General features: G+C 34.6%; 12 protein-coding genes and 1 tRNA gene. 7 read left to right on the top strand and 6 right to left on the bottom strand.

The features are described from left to right. Positions 1-240 precede the first annotated feature (240 nt). Complete coding sequence (locus tag CLU97_RS08335) at positions 241-1,815, top strand: glycosyl hydrolase family 28-related protein (RefSeq protein ID WP_121487521.1); 1,575 nt, start codon at positions 241-243, stop codon at positions 1,813-1,815. Between the two features lie 107 nt (positions 1,816-1,922). On the opposite strand, the gene CLU97_RS08330 is transcribed toward CLU97_RS08335, so the two are convergent. After that, positions 1,923-2,783 carry an alpha/beta fold hydrolase gene (locus CLU97_RS08330; protein WP_121487520.1) on the bottom strand — a complete coding sequence of 287 codons (861 nt, stop codon included), beginning with the start codon at positions 2,781-2,783 and terminating at the stop codon, positions 1,923-1,925. Positions 2,784-3,067: 284 nt separating this feature from the next. Here CLU97_RS08330 and CLU97_RS23650 point away from each other — a divergent pair, with 284 nt between their 5' ends. Beyond that, positions 3,068-3,211: a bacteriocin-like protein gene (locus CLU97_RS23650; RefSeq protein WP_002980068.1), complete on the top strand. Its 144-nt coding sequence runs from the start codon at positions 3,068-3,070 to the stop codon at positions 3,209-3,211. 27 nt (positions 3,212-3,238) lie between these two features. Next, a complete protein-coding gene (locus CLU97_RS23645; protein WP_183084541.1) occupies positions 3,239-3,385 on the top strand; it encodes a bacteriocin-like protein in 147 nt (48 codons plus the stop codon). Between the two features lie 218 nt (positions 3,386-3,603). Here the strand turns inward: CLU97_RS23645 and CLU97_RS08325 are convergent, their stop codons facing one another. Then, positions 3,604-4,863, bottom strand: a complete 1,260-nt coding sequence (locus CLU97_RS08325; protein ID WP_121487519.1) for a phage integrase SAM-like domain-containing protein — start codon at positions 4,861-4,863, stop codon at positions 3,604-3,606. A 295-nt stretch (positions 4,864-5,158) separates the two neighbouring features. Between CLU97_RS08325 and CLU97_RS08320 the strand changes: the two genes are divergently transcribed. From CLU97_RS08320 to CLU97_RS08300, 4 genes are all read left to right on the top strand, one after another. Next, a complete protein-coding gene (locus CLU97_RS08320; RefSeq protein WP_147436467.1) occupies positions 5,159-5,788 on the top strand; it encodes a hypothetical protein in 630 nt (209 codons plus the stop codon). A 50-nt stretch (positions 5,789-5,838) separates the two neighbouring features. Next, the gene (locus tag CLU97_RS08315) at positions 5,839-6,873 is read left to right on the top strand and encodes a hypothetical protein (RefSeq protein WP_147436466.1); all 1,035 of its coding nucleotides are present in this window, start codon (positions 5,839-5,841) and stop codon (positions 6,871-6,873) included. Positions 6,874-7,202: 329 nt separating this feature from the next. Then, the gene (locus tag CLU97_RS08305) at positions 7,203-7,643 is read left to right on the top strand and encodes a transposase (RefSeq protein ID WP_121487515.1); all 441 of its coding nucleotides are present in this window, start codon (positions 7,203-7,205) and stop codon (positions 7,641-7,643) included. Between the two features lie 33 nt (positions 7,644-7,676). Beyond that, the gene (locus tag CLU97_RS08300; RefSeq protein WP_317125977.1) at positions 7,677-8,000 is read left to right on the top strand and encodes a helix-turn-helix domain-containing protein; all 324 of its coding nucleotides are present in this window, start codon (positions 7,677-7,679) and stop codon (positions 7,998-8,000) included. A gap of 185 nt (positions 8,001-8,185) precedes the next feature. Here CLU97_RS08300 and CLU97_RS08295 read toward each other — a convergent pair. The 4 genes from CLU97_RS08295 to CLU97_RS08280 all read right to left on the bottom strand — a co-directional run bounded on the left by CLU97_RS08295 (position 8,186) and on the right by CLU97_RS08280 (position 14,500). Continuing rightward, positions 8,186-8,270 (bottom strand) — tRNA-Ser (locus CLU97_RS08295). A gap of 215 nt (positions 8,271-8,485) precedes the next feature. Next, positions 8,486-8,980 carry a hypothetical protein gene (locus CLU97_RS08290; RefSeq protein ID WP_121487513.1) on the bottom strand — a complete coding sequence of 165 codons (495 nt, stop codon included), beginning with the start codon at positions 8,978-8,980 and terminating at the stop codon, positions 8,486-8,488. Positions 8,981-9,141: 161 nt separating this feature from the next. Beyond that, positions 9,142-9,681, bottom strand: a complete 540-nt coding sequence (locus tag CLU97_RS08285; RefSeq protein ID WP_121487512.1) for a hypothetical protein — start codon at positions 9,679-9,681, stop codon at positions 9,142-9,144. A 7-nt stretch (positions 9,682-9,688) separates the two neighbouring features. Continuing rightward, positions 9,689-14,500 carry a DNA/RNA non-specific endonuclease gene (locus CLU97_RS08280; RefSeq protein ID WP_183084540.1) on the bottom strand — a complete coding sequence of 1,604 codons (4,812 nt, stop codon included), beginning with the start codon at positions 14,498-14,500 and terminating at the stop codon, positions 9,689-9,691. Positions 14,501-14,511: the final 11 nt, after the last annotated feature.

Genomic DNA, 14,511 nt, shown 5'->3' with positions numbered 1-14,511 from the left:
TAAAAATAGATTTCTTTTCATCTTCATATATCTTTCTCAGTCTTTCTTTTTGGAAAAGTTTTTTACAATTCCATTTTAATACGACGAGTTTTGGCGTTGTGACGGGATAAATTTGTTTTCAGAAATAAGAACAGAAACACCAATATTCAAATTTTAATTTATGAAAGACCCACCTCCAAAAAGTAGATTATCCATTTATCCATTCACCAACAATCACAATAATTTTTAAAACAAAATAATATGAGTATTCCAATTAGCGACGTTGAATATCTATACACCAATGATATTCTGGTACAAGACATCCTTAAAAGAACAGATTTAAAGTCAGGAATTGATTTAAATTACAGAGAAACCACTGTATGGTATGATGATAATCCCATTCTTCCCACAACCATTTTAGATGGAGTTATTTACAGAAAATTTGGCGATAAATATTATAAACTTCAATTTTCCGGTCCTCTGGACGCAAGATGGTTTGGGCTTCAGGATCAAACAGATGGATGGGATGCCCTTACAAAAGGGGTAGATATGGCAGCAAAATTACATGTTCCTCTATACATCCCCGCAGGAAATTATGCACTTTCTAAAGCTTTACTACTTCCCAATAATGTTGAAATTATAGGAGACGGAACTGGTAAAACAGTAATTAATAATGGCTGGAGCCCTGTAGAGGGAGGAATCATGCTTAAAACCTCAAATCCGAGCCCTGAATATATCAGATTAAGAAATATGTCTTTTAATGGGGCAAAAGTAGATCAGTGGTTTGATGTAGGCGGTGATAATTCTCAAGGCGCACAGGCTTTTTTTGAATTTGAAAACATTGATGTTCATAATATAGAAAATGGGAAAGGATTTGTCTGCCATATCCCTTTTCAGATCAATATTTTCAAAAATGTAGGTTTTTACAATGTAGATACGGCTATTGAATTAACAGGATGGACCAGCAATTTCAATGCTTTCCATAATTGCAATTTTGGAGGCAGACGAACAATAATAATTAAGAACCAGAGTGAGGCTAATACTTTTTATTCCTGCAGATCAGAAGGAGGAGGAATAACAGGAGATGCAACGCCTACTATTGAAGTTGAAAATGCTACGAATTTGAAATTCATCGGATGTTATTTTGAATCTACCGGAGAAAACCTTCTAAAAGAGATACAATCCCGAAATGGAGTTACTTTTGATGACTGTCATTTTACAGGTGCAAAAGGCAATCCATGGGCCGATTTTCATTTTTTATCTGAGGGAGTGGTTAATTTTGTTAATCCTTATTTTGGAGAAGTAGACGGCATTGTTTCTAAATTTACCTTAACAGGCGGTGTACAAACCGGAGATACAAAAAAAACATTAGGACAAAGCTCCACGCAGGTCCTGCAAAACAGTTCTCAGGTTTCTGAGTTTATTATCGGGAATAAAAAACTGACTTCCAACACTAATAAAGTTGAAATTTTCAAAATTAAGATCCCTAATGATGGTGTTGCAGCACAAAATTTTAAACAAATCAGCGGAAAAATAAAAATTGATTCCTACACATTCACCAATGGTGGTTTCACGTTCAGCGATGATTATGAAATAGATATCCTGTTGCCTTATCAAAGTGGTTATCCTATTATGTTTCATAAAAATATTAGGGAGATATTCCACACTTTATTTACTGCAGATGTTGAAGTTATAACCAATAACAACATTGTAAGTGTTTTCGTTCATATGAATAACCCAAATCAGCTGGATATTATCAATTCAGTATGTACTATAAAAGTAGAACTTTCTAAAAATACTTCGGAAGGATTTAAGGATTTTGAAATCCTGATCTAAAATCCCATGAAATTCTGATTATTAAGAGGTACAGATTTTTTGATCTGTACCTCTTCTGTAAATAAAATCTATTGATCTTCTTATCAGGTTGAATCCCGTAGAACATACTATTTTAAAAAACTGTCCAGGTAATTCAAAATTGTTGCCGTCTGCATCATTAGACTCACATGAGTTTGCCCGGGAACAATAGCCAATTGAGATTTAGGCATAGGAGCCATATCTGCAGAAACATTTCCTCCCAACAGTTTATAGGTCTTTGCCAGTTCTATTTTGTCCAATCCATCATTATCGCCGGCTATAATTAAAACGGGAGCCGAGATTTTAGAAATATGATCATCACCAAGGTAGAAAGGCTGTCCGGCAGAAGCCATCATCTGCTCCAGAAATTTCGTCCATTTTGTTTTATCCGGTGCTACGGCATTATAGGCAGTATGCAGAGGACTGTTTGTAAAAAGATCTGGTTTCATTCCTTCAAATGCCTTATTTACTTCGGGCAGCCAGCCATTTGTTTTATAGGTTGATGAAATAATGACCAGATTATTAAGTCTTTCCGGACTTTGTATAGCCAATTGATAAGCTACTTCCCCACCAAAACTGTAACCCACCACATCTGCTTTATCAATTTTCAGATAGTCCATTACTTTTGTAACATCACTTGCCAAAGTAGCATGAGATAATTTTCTTTCTGAAAATGGGGAATGTCCGTGTCCCTGTAATTCAAGAGCTATTACTTTTCTATTTTTAGACAGTTCGGGGATCAATTCACCCCAGTTCATATCAATTGTCATGAAAGCTCCATGAAGCAATACAATAGGTTTGCCCTTGCCATAGACTTCATAATACACTTTTATACCATTTACAGATGCATAACCGCTTTCAGAAGGCTTTACTTTCTGGCCATAAAGCTGGGTTGTGGTAAGAATCAGAATCAAAACCAGTAAGGAAGAGAATTTAAATAAAGTTTTCATAATATTATCAGATTTGTGAATTAAACTTTTAGCCAAAATTACCAAGTTACAATAAAATCTAACTTGTCACAGGACAAGATATTATAAAAACAAAATCAGTTCTTAAAAAATTATATTCTGAGCTATCTTCAAAGCCTATTTACATATGATAAATTTTAATTATTTCGATAAAATAAATGTAAAAAAAGATTAAATTAATTATTTATAATAAATATTTTTACAATAATTCTATAATAGTTGATAAAATTTGATTAATTTCGAATACAACTAAATCTAAAAATATTATGAAAAATTTAAAGAAAATCGAAAGACAGGAATTGAAAACAATTAAGGGTGGAATTGACTGCAGAGGTGGCCAGTTATGTTTAATCGGAGGGAAATGGCAATGTATGCCCTATGATGGATGTGGTGGCGGAAATCAGCCATAATTTTATGTGTAACCCAATAATTTGACTATGAAAAATTATAAAAAAATTTCAAGAGACCAATTGAAAAGCATCAATGGCGGAGCTGCAACCTGCTCTGAAGCATGCTGTCCTCCTCCGGGAATCAAAAGATGTCCATGGATATACTGTGTAGCACCATGTGAGATTTTAAGTTAAGAAAAGGAAATTTCTTATTAACATAAAGCCATTGCATCTGCAATGGCTTTCATTTATTTATGAATACAAGCCAAAATTCAGATTGAAAAAATTTCACAAAGCTCAATGTCATGAGGCTCTGCGCAACGGGCTGGCAAAATATCGTTTTTCAGGCTGTAATGTTAATGAGAAATTTCCTTTTCTCAATTACTATAAATAGAACATTCTGGGATACTGAATCATAATAATCTTTCTTCATAGATTTTTTCAAAATAATTTCCTAACGAAAGAACTCTTTCATGATTGAGCGGATTAATGTAGTGTAAAAACATTTTCTCCGAACTATGTCCTGTTGCCTGCATCAATAAAGGGGTCGGAATTTTACCATAGAAATTAGAGGCAAAACTTCTTCGCCCAATGTGGCTAGACATCGTTTCCCATTTCTCTGTTATAGTTTCATAACTTCTGTATCCACTACGTTTACGGATATTAATAGTATTGTTAATACCTGCTGCCCGAGCAATATTTTTAATAAATGAATTATAATGAGTTACATCAATAGGCTTGGGAAAAACACCGCCATTCTTTTTAATAATTTTAAGAACAATGGGATGCAGCGGTATAAGCATCTCTTTTCCTGTTTTCTGTTGAATAAAAGAGATGCATGCTTTTCCATCTATCATTAAAACCTGATCAAGGTTGAATTTCATAAAATCTGATATTCTTTGCCCGGTATAGCAACTGATTACCAGCCAGTCTCGGGCATTTTCAAATTCCTGGGGAAGCTTAACCCTTTTAATCTTTACAATTTCCTGTTCAGAAAGTATAGATAATCTTTTTCTTGCGGTTATCTTAGGAATATCAAGATTTCTAACAGGAATCTGATATCCATTTCTTTCAGAAAAATTTAATATGGTTTTCACAAAATGGAGGGTTCTTATAACAGTACTTTGGGTATATTTTTCCAAAACACCGAAATGTTGAAATTTTTTTACTAATTCAGCATTAACATCTTGCAGAGTGAGACGTTTCATCAGATGCCCTTCAAAATTCTGCAAAAGTCTTATAAAGACAATGTATCTCCTATAAGTTGACAGTTGTATTGAACTCTTTTTCTGTTCAATATAGTTGGATGCCAGATAAAGTAATGACTCTTTTTCATAAGAATAAATTTTCGATTTACTGATATTTTCAATATGAGAGGAGAATTTTTTTGGGGGAAAATTTTTATGATGTCTCGTATAATACTGAATGAGTTTTTGTATTTCAATTTTAATTTCATTAAGCAGAAAATTCAATTCTTTATATTTCTTGCAGTAAATATTCTTTGGACGTTGTCTTTCGTAATCCCAGTCTCCTTCACTGATAAAAAATGGAGTTTCAAAAACCATTTCTTTATGATGACTTTCAGATTTTTTTTGAATAATGAGAATGATTTTACTGAAAATATGATCTGAACTTTCTTTTAAAGAGAATTTTAGGCTGGCAAAATTAGACATTGATATTTATTTTTTTGCCAAAAATAGTACAAATAATTAGTCAATATCAGACTAACATTGCAAATGTAGTAATTAAATTTAACTGTAAAAACAATTTATGTAATTTATTGTAAAATAAACATTTAAACAACATTTGAATAAGAGTTCATCTTATTGAAATTACCCATAATATGCACAAGTTCAGACTGATGTTTTTTACTTTTTCCAAACCTTTTCCAAGTAACCTATTTTATTACAGATATTTAAATTTTTCACATTAGTCTGATATTGACTAATATGAAAAAAAACGCAATTTTTGGAAACATTATACCTATATCCCAACTATAAAATCTCTTCATTATGGAGAGAATCTAAAGGTATAATGATTCTGTTATTTTTCTTACTGATTAATCCCAATTTAATATTCTCACAACAAGACAGCTTGTTAAAAGAAAATGGTTCTTTTTTTAAAATAGTACCTGATGATAAAAAAGAATTGATTTTTGTCTCAGACGATGTGAAAGTTTGGGGATTAGAAGAAAATTCTAATTCTATTATTGTTCATGTTAAAAATAAAAGGGACTTAGAAAAGACCATAGGCAGAAAATTAAAAAGGCTTAATAAAATATCTAAAAAACATCTAAAAATCAAGACCTTAACTAAAGATTCAGTCTATTATAATACATTTCTTTTTAAACCGCTTAAAAAAATCAATTTCTTCTCTTTCTGGAATAATTCGATACAGCAGCTTTATTTCCCTCAAACACAATATAAAAATGGTATAAAAATACAACTTTGGAATATTTACCAATGGGCTTTCTTTGAGAAACCACTTAACACAAAAACAAAAAATAGAAGTCTGTTATTGGTCAATTTTAATTTTACTTATTCCTCACGACCTCCACCAATGACATCCTGCCTTGCCGACAATCGAATATCAAATTAAACAATACTGTTATAGAATGCCTATGGCATCAAACTTAAATAATGAAAAAAATGAAAAAGAAAATTATTTTAATAACAAGTCTGCTTTTTACAGGACTTGTATTTGCACAAGTAGGAATTAACAATACCAGCCCAAAGGCTACTTTAGATGTCACTGCCAAAACTACAAACGGCAGTACACCGGAAGGTGTAATTGCTCCAAGACTTACAGGAGACCAGATTAAGGCTGCTGATGCGCAGTACGGATCAAACCAGACAGGAACTTTAGTTTATGCAACTGCTGCGGTGTCTTCATCAACCGCTAAAACCGTCAACATCACTGCTGCAGGTTATTATTATTTTGACGGAACTATTTGGCAGAAAGTTATAAACTCCAACACGGCACCTGTTTACAGCGCGAATAACGGGCTTACAATGTCAGGCAACAACATAAAATTGGGTGGTACTCTTATCGAAGCTACTACTATTTCAGGAGTTACAGCGACTAATAAATTTACTGTAACGGCTACAGGAACTGATGCCATTAATTTTGACAATAATACTTTTAGTGTTGACGCCACAAACGACAGGATTGGTGTGGGAACCAATTCCCCAACACAAAAACTGGATGTAAATGGTAAACTGAGGATTGGAACCGTTAGCTCAACATCCTCTTCTGCTGTATCTACATTGGTAAGGGACGACAGTACCGGAGAGGTAATGGTGGCAGGTACATCCACCAACACTAAACCTTTTAACTATGTAAAGTATGTAATAAGCAATGTTGATAAAGATTGGATAAGCAACTTTAATACTAATATTTCTACAACCAATTACACAGTAGTGGTTGTTGGAAGCAGCTTTAGTGAGCAATTTTTAGCCAGTACTGATGCCAACACATACAATCCTGTTAATGTTAATGCATTTATCTCTGGTGGAACCTGGAGACTTACAGCAGATTATAGTGGTGGTGGATCTGCTAATAATGGAACATGGACTATATATTGTCTTGTGCTTAATAATTCACAGGTTAAGTCACTTTCAGATGTGACAGCAAATCTTGGAGGAACAACAGCAGGCAGTGCTCCTGCTCCATCAGGATTATAAAATTAATCAGAATATTTAACTCAATCAATTTATATAATAATAGCTTTAATTATACAGTCTTTAATTTTTCTAAAATCCAAATATCATGTGAAAAATTAGCATCCTTTGTATCAATTGAATGCTATGTGTTCCAGAAATACCAATTAGAAATTATTTTGAAAAAACGATTCTTATAAACACATTGATTCTATCAAAAGGAACTTTTAATTCTGCGTATATAAATATTGTTTTTAAATATTTCCTTTTACAAACTCTCTCTCTTTTCTCTTTTTTAATTTATAATAAAGGTGATCCGAGAGAGTTTGTTTACCTCAAAAAAATTATAATAAATGGATTTTAAAGATATACATATAGGAAAGCTGATTCAATTGCGTGTTAATGATCTGGATATCAGTATAGAGCGGATTTGTAATTTTCTCGATATAAACGAGCTGGAAGTTTCAGAAATGTATGAAAGTAAAGAAATCAATACTTACTTTTTGCTTCGGTGGAGTAAATTGCTGGAATATGATTATTTCAGACTTTACAGCCAGCATTTGATATTGTATTCTCCTCCCACCAATATAAATAAAAAAAATTCTAAGAGTAGAAAGTCAAGACTTCCAGATTTCAGAAAGCATATTTACACCCGGGAAGTCATACACTTTATATTAGAATTAGTATCAAGTGGTAAAAAGACAAAACTAGAAATTATCAATGATTATAAAATACCAAAGACTACTTTATACAAATGGATCAGCAAAAACAGTTCTAATAAGCTTGGTTCATAAAACATAAATATTTTCATGATAAAAACTATGAGCATGCCCCCCGATTACAAAAAGATCTATAAGGATATGATTATAATGAAATATCCTGATAAATTAACATTATGTAAAAATATTTTAGAGAAAGAAAATCTAAGTATTTTAGATGTTATCCATCTGAATGAGCTTTTATTCGATTCTACACTATCAGATTCCAAAATTATCAATCAGCGGCTGCGCTCCTATGATAAAAATTCAATATTAGAAATATTGGCATATCAGAAGAAAAAAGGATTGAATAACATTCAGCTGGCCAAGCATTTTAATTTAAGCCGAAATACGATAACCAAATGGAAAAGACTATTTTTTGTTAATATTTAAAAAATATATTAGAGTTTTTTTAGAACTTTATTTTTTAATCCCGAGCCTAGGTTTGGGATTAAATTTTAGCAATAATCTTAAAATTTTGGTAAGACTAATAAGGTATCTTTTAAATGTCCTATACCTGTTTAATTACCTTAATATTAGACATAAAAAAAGAGGATCTTAATAAAAGACCCTCTTAGCGGAGAGTGAGGGATTCGAACCCCCGGACCTGTTACAGTCAACAGTTTTCAAGACTGCCGCAATCGACCACTCTGCCAACTCTCCTTAAACTCCGGTAATACCGTTGTTTTCAGTGGTGCAAATATAGAAAGTTTTTTATTACTGACAAAATATTTTTCAATAAAATTTATATTTCTGTTGTTTTAAAGAAATCTCGGTTTTCCCAGCTTTTCAAAATAAGAATATTAAAAACTCAACCTCAGTAACTTATCCTTAAACAGGGAATATTCTGTCTTGAATATTATTTTTTACAAATATTTTCAGCCATAGTAATATTCAGTGGTAACATCTCCACTAAAGGCCGGATGCATATCCTGTTTCTGCATATTCAGCTCAAATAATCTTTCGCCATTCTTATTTCCGCCCCGTATTTTTAAAGTATACCATCCGTTTTCCAAGGAAAAAGTGATACTATTTTCATCATGAATAGAGGCAATATCTTTTAGATAACCGATCCCCACAATTTTAACTTCATTATTGGCAGTCTGAAATATCCAGCCTCCTGACTCCACTTCTACCTCATCATCATTCAGGATTCTTTCCTCATTTACGGAAATCCGGAATGCATAATAGTCTTCTTCTACACCAATTATTGGAATAGCAATTCCTGATTTTGTAATTTCATCCCCATGTTCATTTTCTACAAAATATTTTAAAATATTATTGCCCTGAAGATGATTTTCTTCCAGATATTTTGCTAAAAGCTGTGGACTGAATACCACGAACCCTTTAAGTTCAGAGAATATTTTCTTCATATTTTTTGGATTGGATTTGGATTAAATAGTTTATAAAGGAAGGCTACATAAATGGTAATAGTATCATTGTTTTTTGAAATTTTGAGGTTATTATTAAACATTTTTCCCCTTTTACCTGACCATCTGGTGGTTTATTATTGGTGAAAAATATTATTCCGGCATTAAATTCTTTTTAAGCATTTAAAATTTCTTGCCAGGGGTTCACTAGAAAATCGTAAAAATTCTTTGAAATTGCTCCCGGTTAAGTTATCTACAGCCTCATACAAAGATTGTCCAATTTTTCTAAAACCAATTCCTCTAAAATCAGTTAAATAGATATCAAACTCATTATCCGTTCCTGATTCCGGATCCCAAAAAAGGTACAAGCCATTATCACTTGAAGCAAAAGGAAATAGCCTTTTTAATAACTCAGGAGAACCATCCGGAGCAATACTAAACCAAATATCATCATTATTAACGTCATCTATGTATGTGTTTTTGATCCCTTCTGTTCTTACAAATATGGAATCCCCATAGTTTTCCATTGGCAGATAAATATGGAATTCTTCAAGTGCTACCCCATACCCATACTGCTTCACAAATCTTTTATAAGATTCTGCAAATCCTTTTCCGTTTGAAAATCTGAAACTTTCCAGTTCTGTAATATTCCCAAATTCTGTAGGTGTCCCTATTATTTCTAAATTAAATTCTTTATTTTCCATAGTTAAATTATACACAACATTTTGTATTCTGTCTTAGTCCATTATTTATTTCCTGATCCACAATTACATTTCCATCCTGATCTATAGCAAACATTTTAATTTTCTCAGGAATCAATTCATCTCCGTTATATATTGGTGTTACTTCTACCAATACCTTGTTATTAGGATCTGCATTTACATGGTTTGTAATTATATTTTCATATTTAGTCATCCCAGGATGGTTAGTTCCATCCGTAATGGTCACTAAATTTTTAGGATCTGTACCACTTCCCCCATGATTATTGGCAATTAAATGCCCTCTCTGCTGGTGATATGGATGTTCTCCACCCAACCAACCTGGTGGACTTATTGAATTGGATGCAGAGGAACCGGTACCTATTGAAGATTGTGTCACTTCTGCAAAACCTCCGGTAGGTCTTCCCAGTTCATCAAGATCATAGTATTCGGGAAATAAGCCAAACTTATCTAATAATTTATTAACATCCCATACATAAGAATAAAGCTGCAGTCCTCCAACTATCCCTATTTTATCTTTCTGGATATATCTTCCACTTTCAGGACTATAATACCTAAACCGATTATAGGCAAGTTCAATTTCTTCATCATAGTACTGCCCCTGGTATGTAAATGGTATAAAATGATTGGTTTCATGAATGATCTTACCATAAATATCCAATTCTCTTTCCCAAACCTTTTCGCCTTTTTCGTCATAAGCTAATATGGGAGTTCCCAAATAATCTGAAATGATACTATAAGTGTTACCATTTTCAATTTTAGCTGAGGGATTAAAGTTAGCCAAATCATACACCCATGTCACTATATTCTCTACAGGTTCTTTGCCTGCAATGACATTCCCGTCATCATCCACAACTGTTACAGGATGATCTTCAGCATTATAGCTCCATTCATGTAAAAGAACATTACCATCCCAAATATAACGAGTTATTTTATTTGAACCAATTTTGAATGTTCTTCTTCCCAGCGCGTCGTATTCAAAGCTCACTTCTTTACCATTGGGACGTTTTACTCTGGCAAGCATTCCGTTGGCATTCCAGAAATAAGCCCAATCTCCTGACTCCCATTCAGGATTTTGTAATTCTATTGAAGGATCTTCGTTTACATTAGGTAAATGGGGTTCGTCCGGCATTTTCGGACTGTTTAACCAATCCGAAGCAATGTTTTTATAATAAGAATGCTTATCATTTTGTTCTTCTGCATGTTCAGATTTAACATTATTAATTGGTCTCTTACTTTTTAGTAATAAATTTCCTTCTTCATCATAATGATAAAACCAATTTTTGTCCCGCATCAGTTTTCCACCTTTGTCATAAATACGGTCAGTACGTCTGGTACTTTCGTATGGACAACCCGTTGCGTCAGGATTTTTATACTGAACTTTTCCGTTGGAATATTCTGCTGCAACAAGACTTCCGAATTCATCATAATCAAATCTTGTTCTGCCGCCTGTCACTCTGTCCAGAATATTCAATAAACGATTTCCTTCTCCCCACTTATACTCTTTATGAAGGTTGAGAGTTGTCTTATTAACCGTTACTTTCTGGCTTACAGGTATTCCGAGATGATCGAATTCAAAAGTACTTTCCAAACCACCTGTCATTTCACGGGAAAGCATTTGTCCGTTTCGGCTGACTTCAAGGTTCATCTGCCAAGGTAAGGCAACATCTTCAGCTATTGCAGAAATACGTCTAAGCTGCCCCAGATCAGTATAAGAGTAATCAATTTTTGCTCCTAAACTACTCTGCAGACCAATAAGTTTTCCCTGATCATTATACTCATACTGAATAGCATGTTCGCCCTGCTTTTCATTGGTTACCTGCCCCAGCCTGTTTCTCTGAAAACTAACACTATTATCTTCATTATCTGCTTTGATCAATAATCCTGAAGTGTCATATTGGTAAGCTTCCCAGGTTCCGTCCGGATAATGGGTCTGCGTTATTCTTCCTGCTAAATCATATTCATAAAAAATATTCTTCCCGTGAGGGGTTCTTCTTTGGGTAACCAATCCGTCTTTATCACGAACAAAGAATTTTTTCTGGCCTTCAAAGCCGGTTTCACCTATGATTTCGTTATTATTATTTCTTTCAAAAGAATAGACTTCTCCTTTTTCATTGGTAATGCTCATTAAGTTTTCATAAGCATCATATCCAAAAGCCAGCGTTTGCTCTTTTTTACCCGTAAGTGCATTCCTGCGAACCTGTCTTTTAAGGCTTCCCATAGGGGTGTAACTCACGAGCCATTCTGCACGGCCATCTGTGACATACACCGGAAGATCATAAGCATCATAACGAAACTTCAATGGCAATTGTCCCTGTTCATTTATTTCTACTACCCTACCCATTTTATCCCGGTTCCAAAGAGTCCTTTTTAGGGGTTTCGGACTGAAAGCCAACAATCTTCCATACTCATCATACTTCCAATATTGGTCAGCTCCGAGAGTATTTGTCAGTTGAATAAGCTGCCCTCTCTGATTATATTCGTAAAATATTGTAATGTGTTCTCTTATATTTTTTTCGGGAAGTCTTTCCCCTTCGGCATATTCATAATAGACGGTATCTTCTGCAGCATCTGTATGACTTATCAGCCTTCCATCCTCATCATAACTCCACATTTCAGAAGTTCCGGATGGTGAAAGGCGTGCAGTCACCTGTCCGAATTCATTGTATTGATAATGATATTCTTCTCCATCCGGACTGTGGAAAATTTTGATATTTCCCATTTCGTCATAAGTATATCCCTGAACTCTTCCTTCCGGAGTTCCTATCATTTTCAACTCATTGTGTGCCGTAAAATCATACCAGGTTTCCCCACCTTCCCCATCTATTTTTTTGTAGACAAGAAAATTTTCATCGTAATAATAGCGTTCGGTTTTATTGTTCTGTTTAGGATATATTACTTCTGTAAAACCTTCTTCTTCATTATAATTGAGATACCCTTCCATAAACCCATCCACTCCTTTGGTATGAACTACTCTTCCCTCTTTATCATAGTTCCAGATGTAGCTCATCCCATTTCGGTTGGTTCTTTTTACCACCTGGTTTTTTCCATCATATTCAAATACAATTGCTTTTTTGTGAATATCCCAGACATGGATAAGATTTCCGCGGTCATCATACTCATAACGAACCTGCAGATCTCTCTGCTTTTTATAACAATAATAAACTTCTGTAACTTTTTTATGCTCCGGATGAATAACAGTTTCTATGCTATTACCTGTTTTAAGGTCTCTGATACTTTTCAGGACAATATTACGGTCTTCATACTCGTATTCCCGGATTGTTCCGTCACCATATTCAATACGAACTACCTTATAGATGGGGCCTTCTGTAACATGATGGAAGCGTTTATAGGTATAGATATCGGTTCCTTTGCGAATGACCCAAATGCTGCTGCTTGGTCTGTACTGCCATATTTTCTGATCTCTGAAATAGGTCATTTCTTCACCAATTTCCGGTGCAGGAATCAGCATGGCAATATTCTCATAAGGATGCATCCATCCGGCAAACTTATTATTTTCTTCAGGAAGAATAAACAGATCATGATTATTAAAGACTCCGTTTCCTAAAGGACCAAAATCATAAGGTCTGTCACTGTGCCACATGTTTCTCCATTTTAAAGGAGTGCTTCCCTGAACTTCAAAATCATCCCATTCAAAAACCATGGCACCTGTAGCGAAATTTACAGGCTCCAATCCCCATTTGCATAATTTTTTAGACAAAGCATTGGCAAATTTGAATTTATTGAATGGAGCTTTTTTAAGAACGTTGTTATTCAGTTTCTTTAAGCCATTCGCTCCCATTTTCCCTATTTTCTTGGTCAGACTTCTCATTAAAAACATCCCGGCAAGACGCATCAGCATTTCTCCGGGGGTATAAACATGCGGAACAAAAGCTCCTCCCACCAATACAGGACCACCCGTATTGATCTGAATATACATACTTGAAAAATTATTATAGAAAGCGAAGTAGGCCAGTGGATTCTTTTTCGGTTTATCCGGCATTGCAGGCAGCATGGTCATTCCAAAAGGAAATCCCATACAGGTAAGCACCTGCTGCGGCTGGTTTCCACTCATTTTACTTCCTTGCGCCAAAACGGTTTGTGCACCATAATATACTTCTCCTTCGTGTGGAGCTTCCTGAGGAAAAGGGATGAGATACACTGGAATGAGTGAGGTGATATGCCTGAACGGAATCACCACTCCCATTACACTGGTTGTGGTAGTTGCTTTATGCCTTCCATGAACATATATTGAGCCTCCCATCGGAATACTTTTCGGAAGGGATGGCATAAGGTTTCTTGCAAATTGAGGAATCGGGATGTTGATGGTAATATAATCCATGATATCAAAAACAATCCCGATGAACGGATGCGGCAACGGCAGTGGAATCAGCATGAACGAAGGTGGCGGCGGGATGAGTGTCCAGTGAATATCAATCGCCAGCACAATATCAAAATGCTTACTTGTATGCTGAATGGCAGTAGAAGGCATTGCGGGAGTATTGACTTTAATCAGCTTCACTTTGCTTTCTGGAGTGGCTTTTTCTGCGGTTACAGCACTGTCTCCGCTACCTCCGCCACTACTTTTTGCCGGCTGAGCGCTGTCTCCTCCTACAATGGATTCAGCCATAGAAACCGGATTCAGGGAATCGAAATTATTTTTCATCCCGTTTTTCCAGCCTTGCGTGGTTTTGTCCCAACTTACCGAGGTAACGTCCGCATTCACCTTCAGGGAGCGTTCCGGATTCATATCCGGTTTTTCAACCTTGATGGGTTTTACTGTTTTTTTATTCAGATCTGCCATGATTCTTTTAA

Source organism: Chryseobacterium sp. 7 (genome assembly GCF_003663845.1).
Taxonomy (GTDB): Bacteria; Bacteroidota; Bacteroidia; order Flavobacteriales; family Weeksellaceae; genus Chryseobacterium.
Note: the sequence above shows the minus strand (reverse complement) of the source record. Positions and strands in the feature narration are given on the sequence as shown.

What these genes read in the sequence shown, in the direction of transcription:
- CLU97_RS08335 (WP_121487521.1), top strand. Translation starts at nt 241, where the DNA reads ATGAGTATTCCAATTAGCGACGTTGAATATCTATACACCAATGATATT.
- CLU97_RS08290 (WP_121487513.1), bottom strand. Translation starts at nt 8,980, where the DNA reads ATGAAGAAAATATTCTCTGAACTTAAAGGGTTCGTGGTATTCAGTCCA.
- CLU97_RS08305 (WP_121487515.1), top strand. Translation starts at nt 7,203, where the DNA reads ATGGATTTTAAAGATATACATATAGGAAAGCTGATTCAATTGCGTGTT.
- CLU97_RS08315 (WP_147436466.1), top strand. Translation starts at nt 5,839, where the DNA reads ATGAAAAAGAAAATTATTTTAATAACAAGTCTGCTTTTTACAGGACTT.
- CLU97_RS08280 (WP_183084540.1), bottom strand. Translation starts at nt 14,500, where the DNA reads ATGGCAGATCTGAATAAAAAAACAGTAAAACCCATCAAGGTTGAAAAA.
- CLU97_RS08285 (WP_121487512.1), bottom strand. Translation starts at nt 9,681, where the DNA reads ATGGAAAATAAAGAATTTAATTTAGAAATAATAGGGACACCTACAGAA.
- CLU97_RS23645 (WP_183084541.1), top strand. Translation starts at nt 3,239, where the DNA reads ATGAAAAATTATAAAAAAATTTCAAGAGACCAATTGAAAAGCATCAAT.
- CLU97_RS08300 (WP_317125977.1), top strand. Translation starts at nt 7,677, where the DNA reads ATGCCCCCCGATTACAAAAAGATCTATAAGGATATGATTATAATGAAA.
- CLU97_RS23650 (WP_002980068.1), top strand. Translation starts at nt 3,068, where the DNA reads ATGAAAAATTTAAAGAAAATCGAAAGACAGGAATTGAAAACAATTAAG.
- CLU97_RS08325 (WP_121487519.1), bottom strand. Translation starts at nt 4,863, where the DNA reads ATGTCTAATTTTGCCAGCCTAAAATTCTCTTTAAAAGAAAGTTCAGAT.
- CLU97_RS08330 (WP_121487520.1), bottom strand. Translation starts at nt 2,783, where the DNA reads ATGAAAACTTTATTTAAATTCTCTTCCTTACTGGTTTTGATTCTGATT.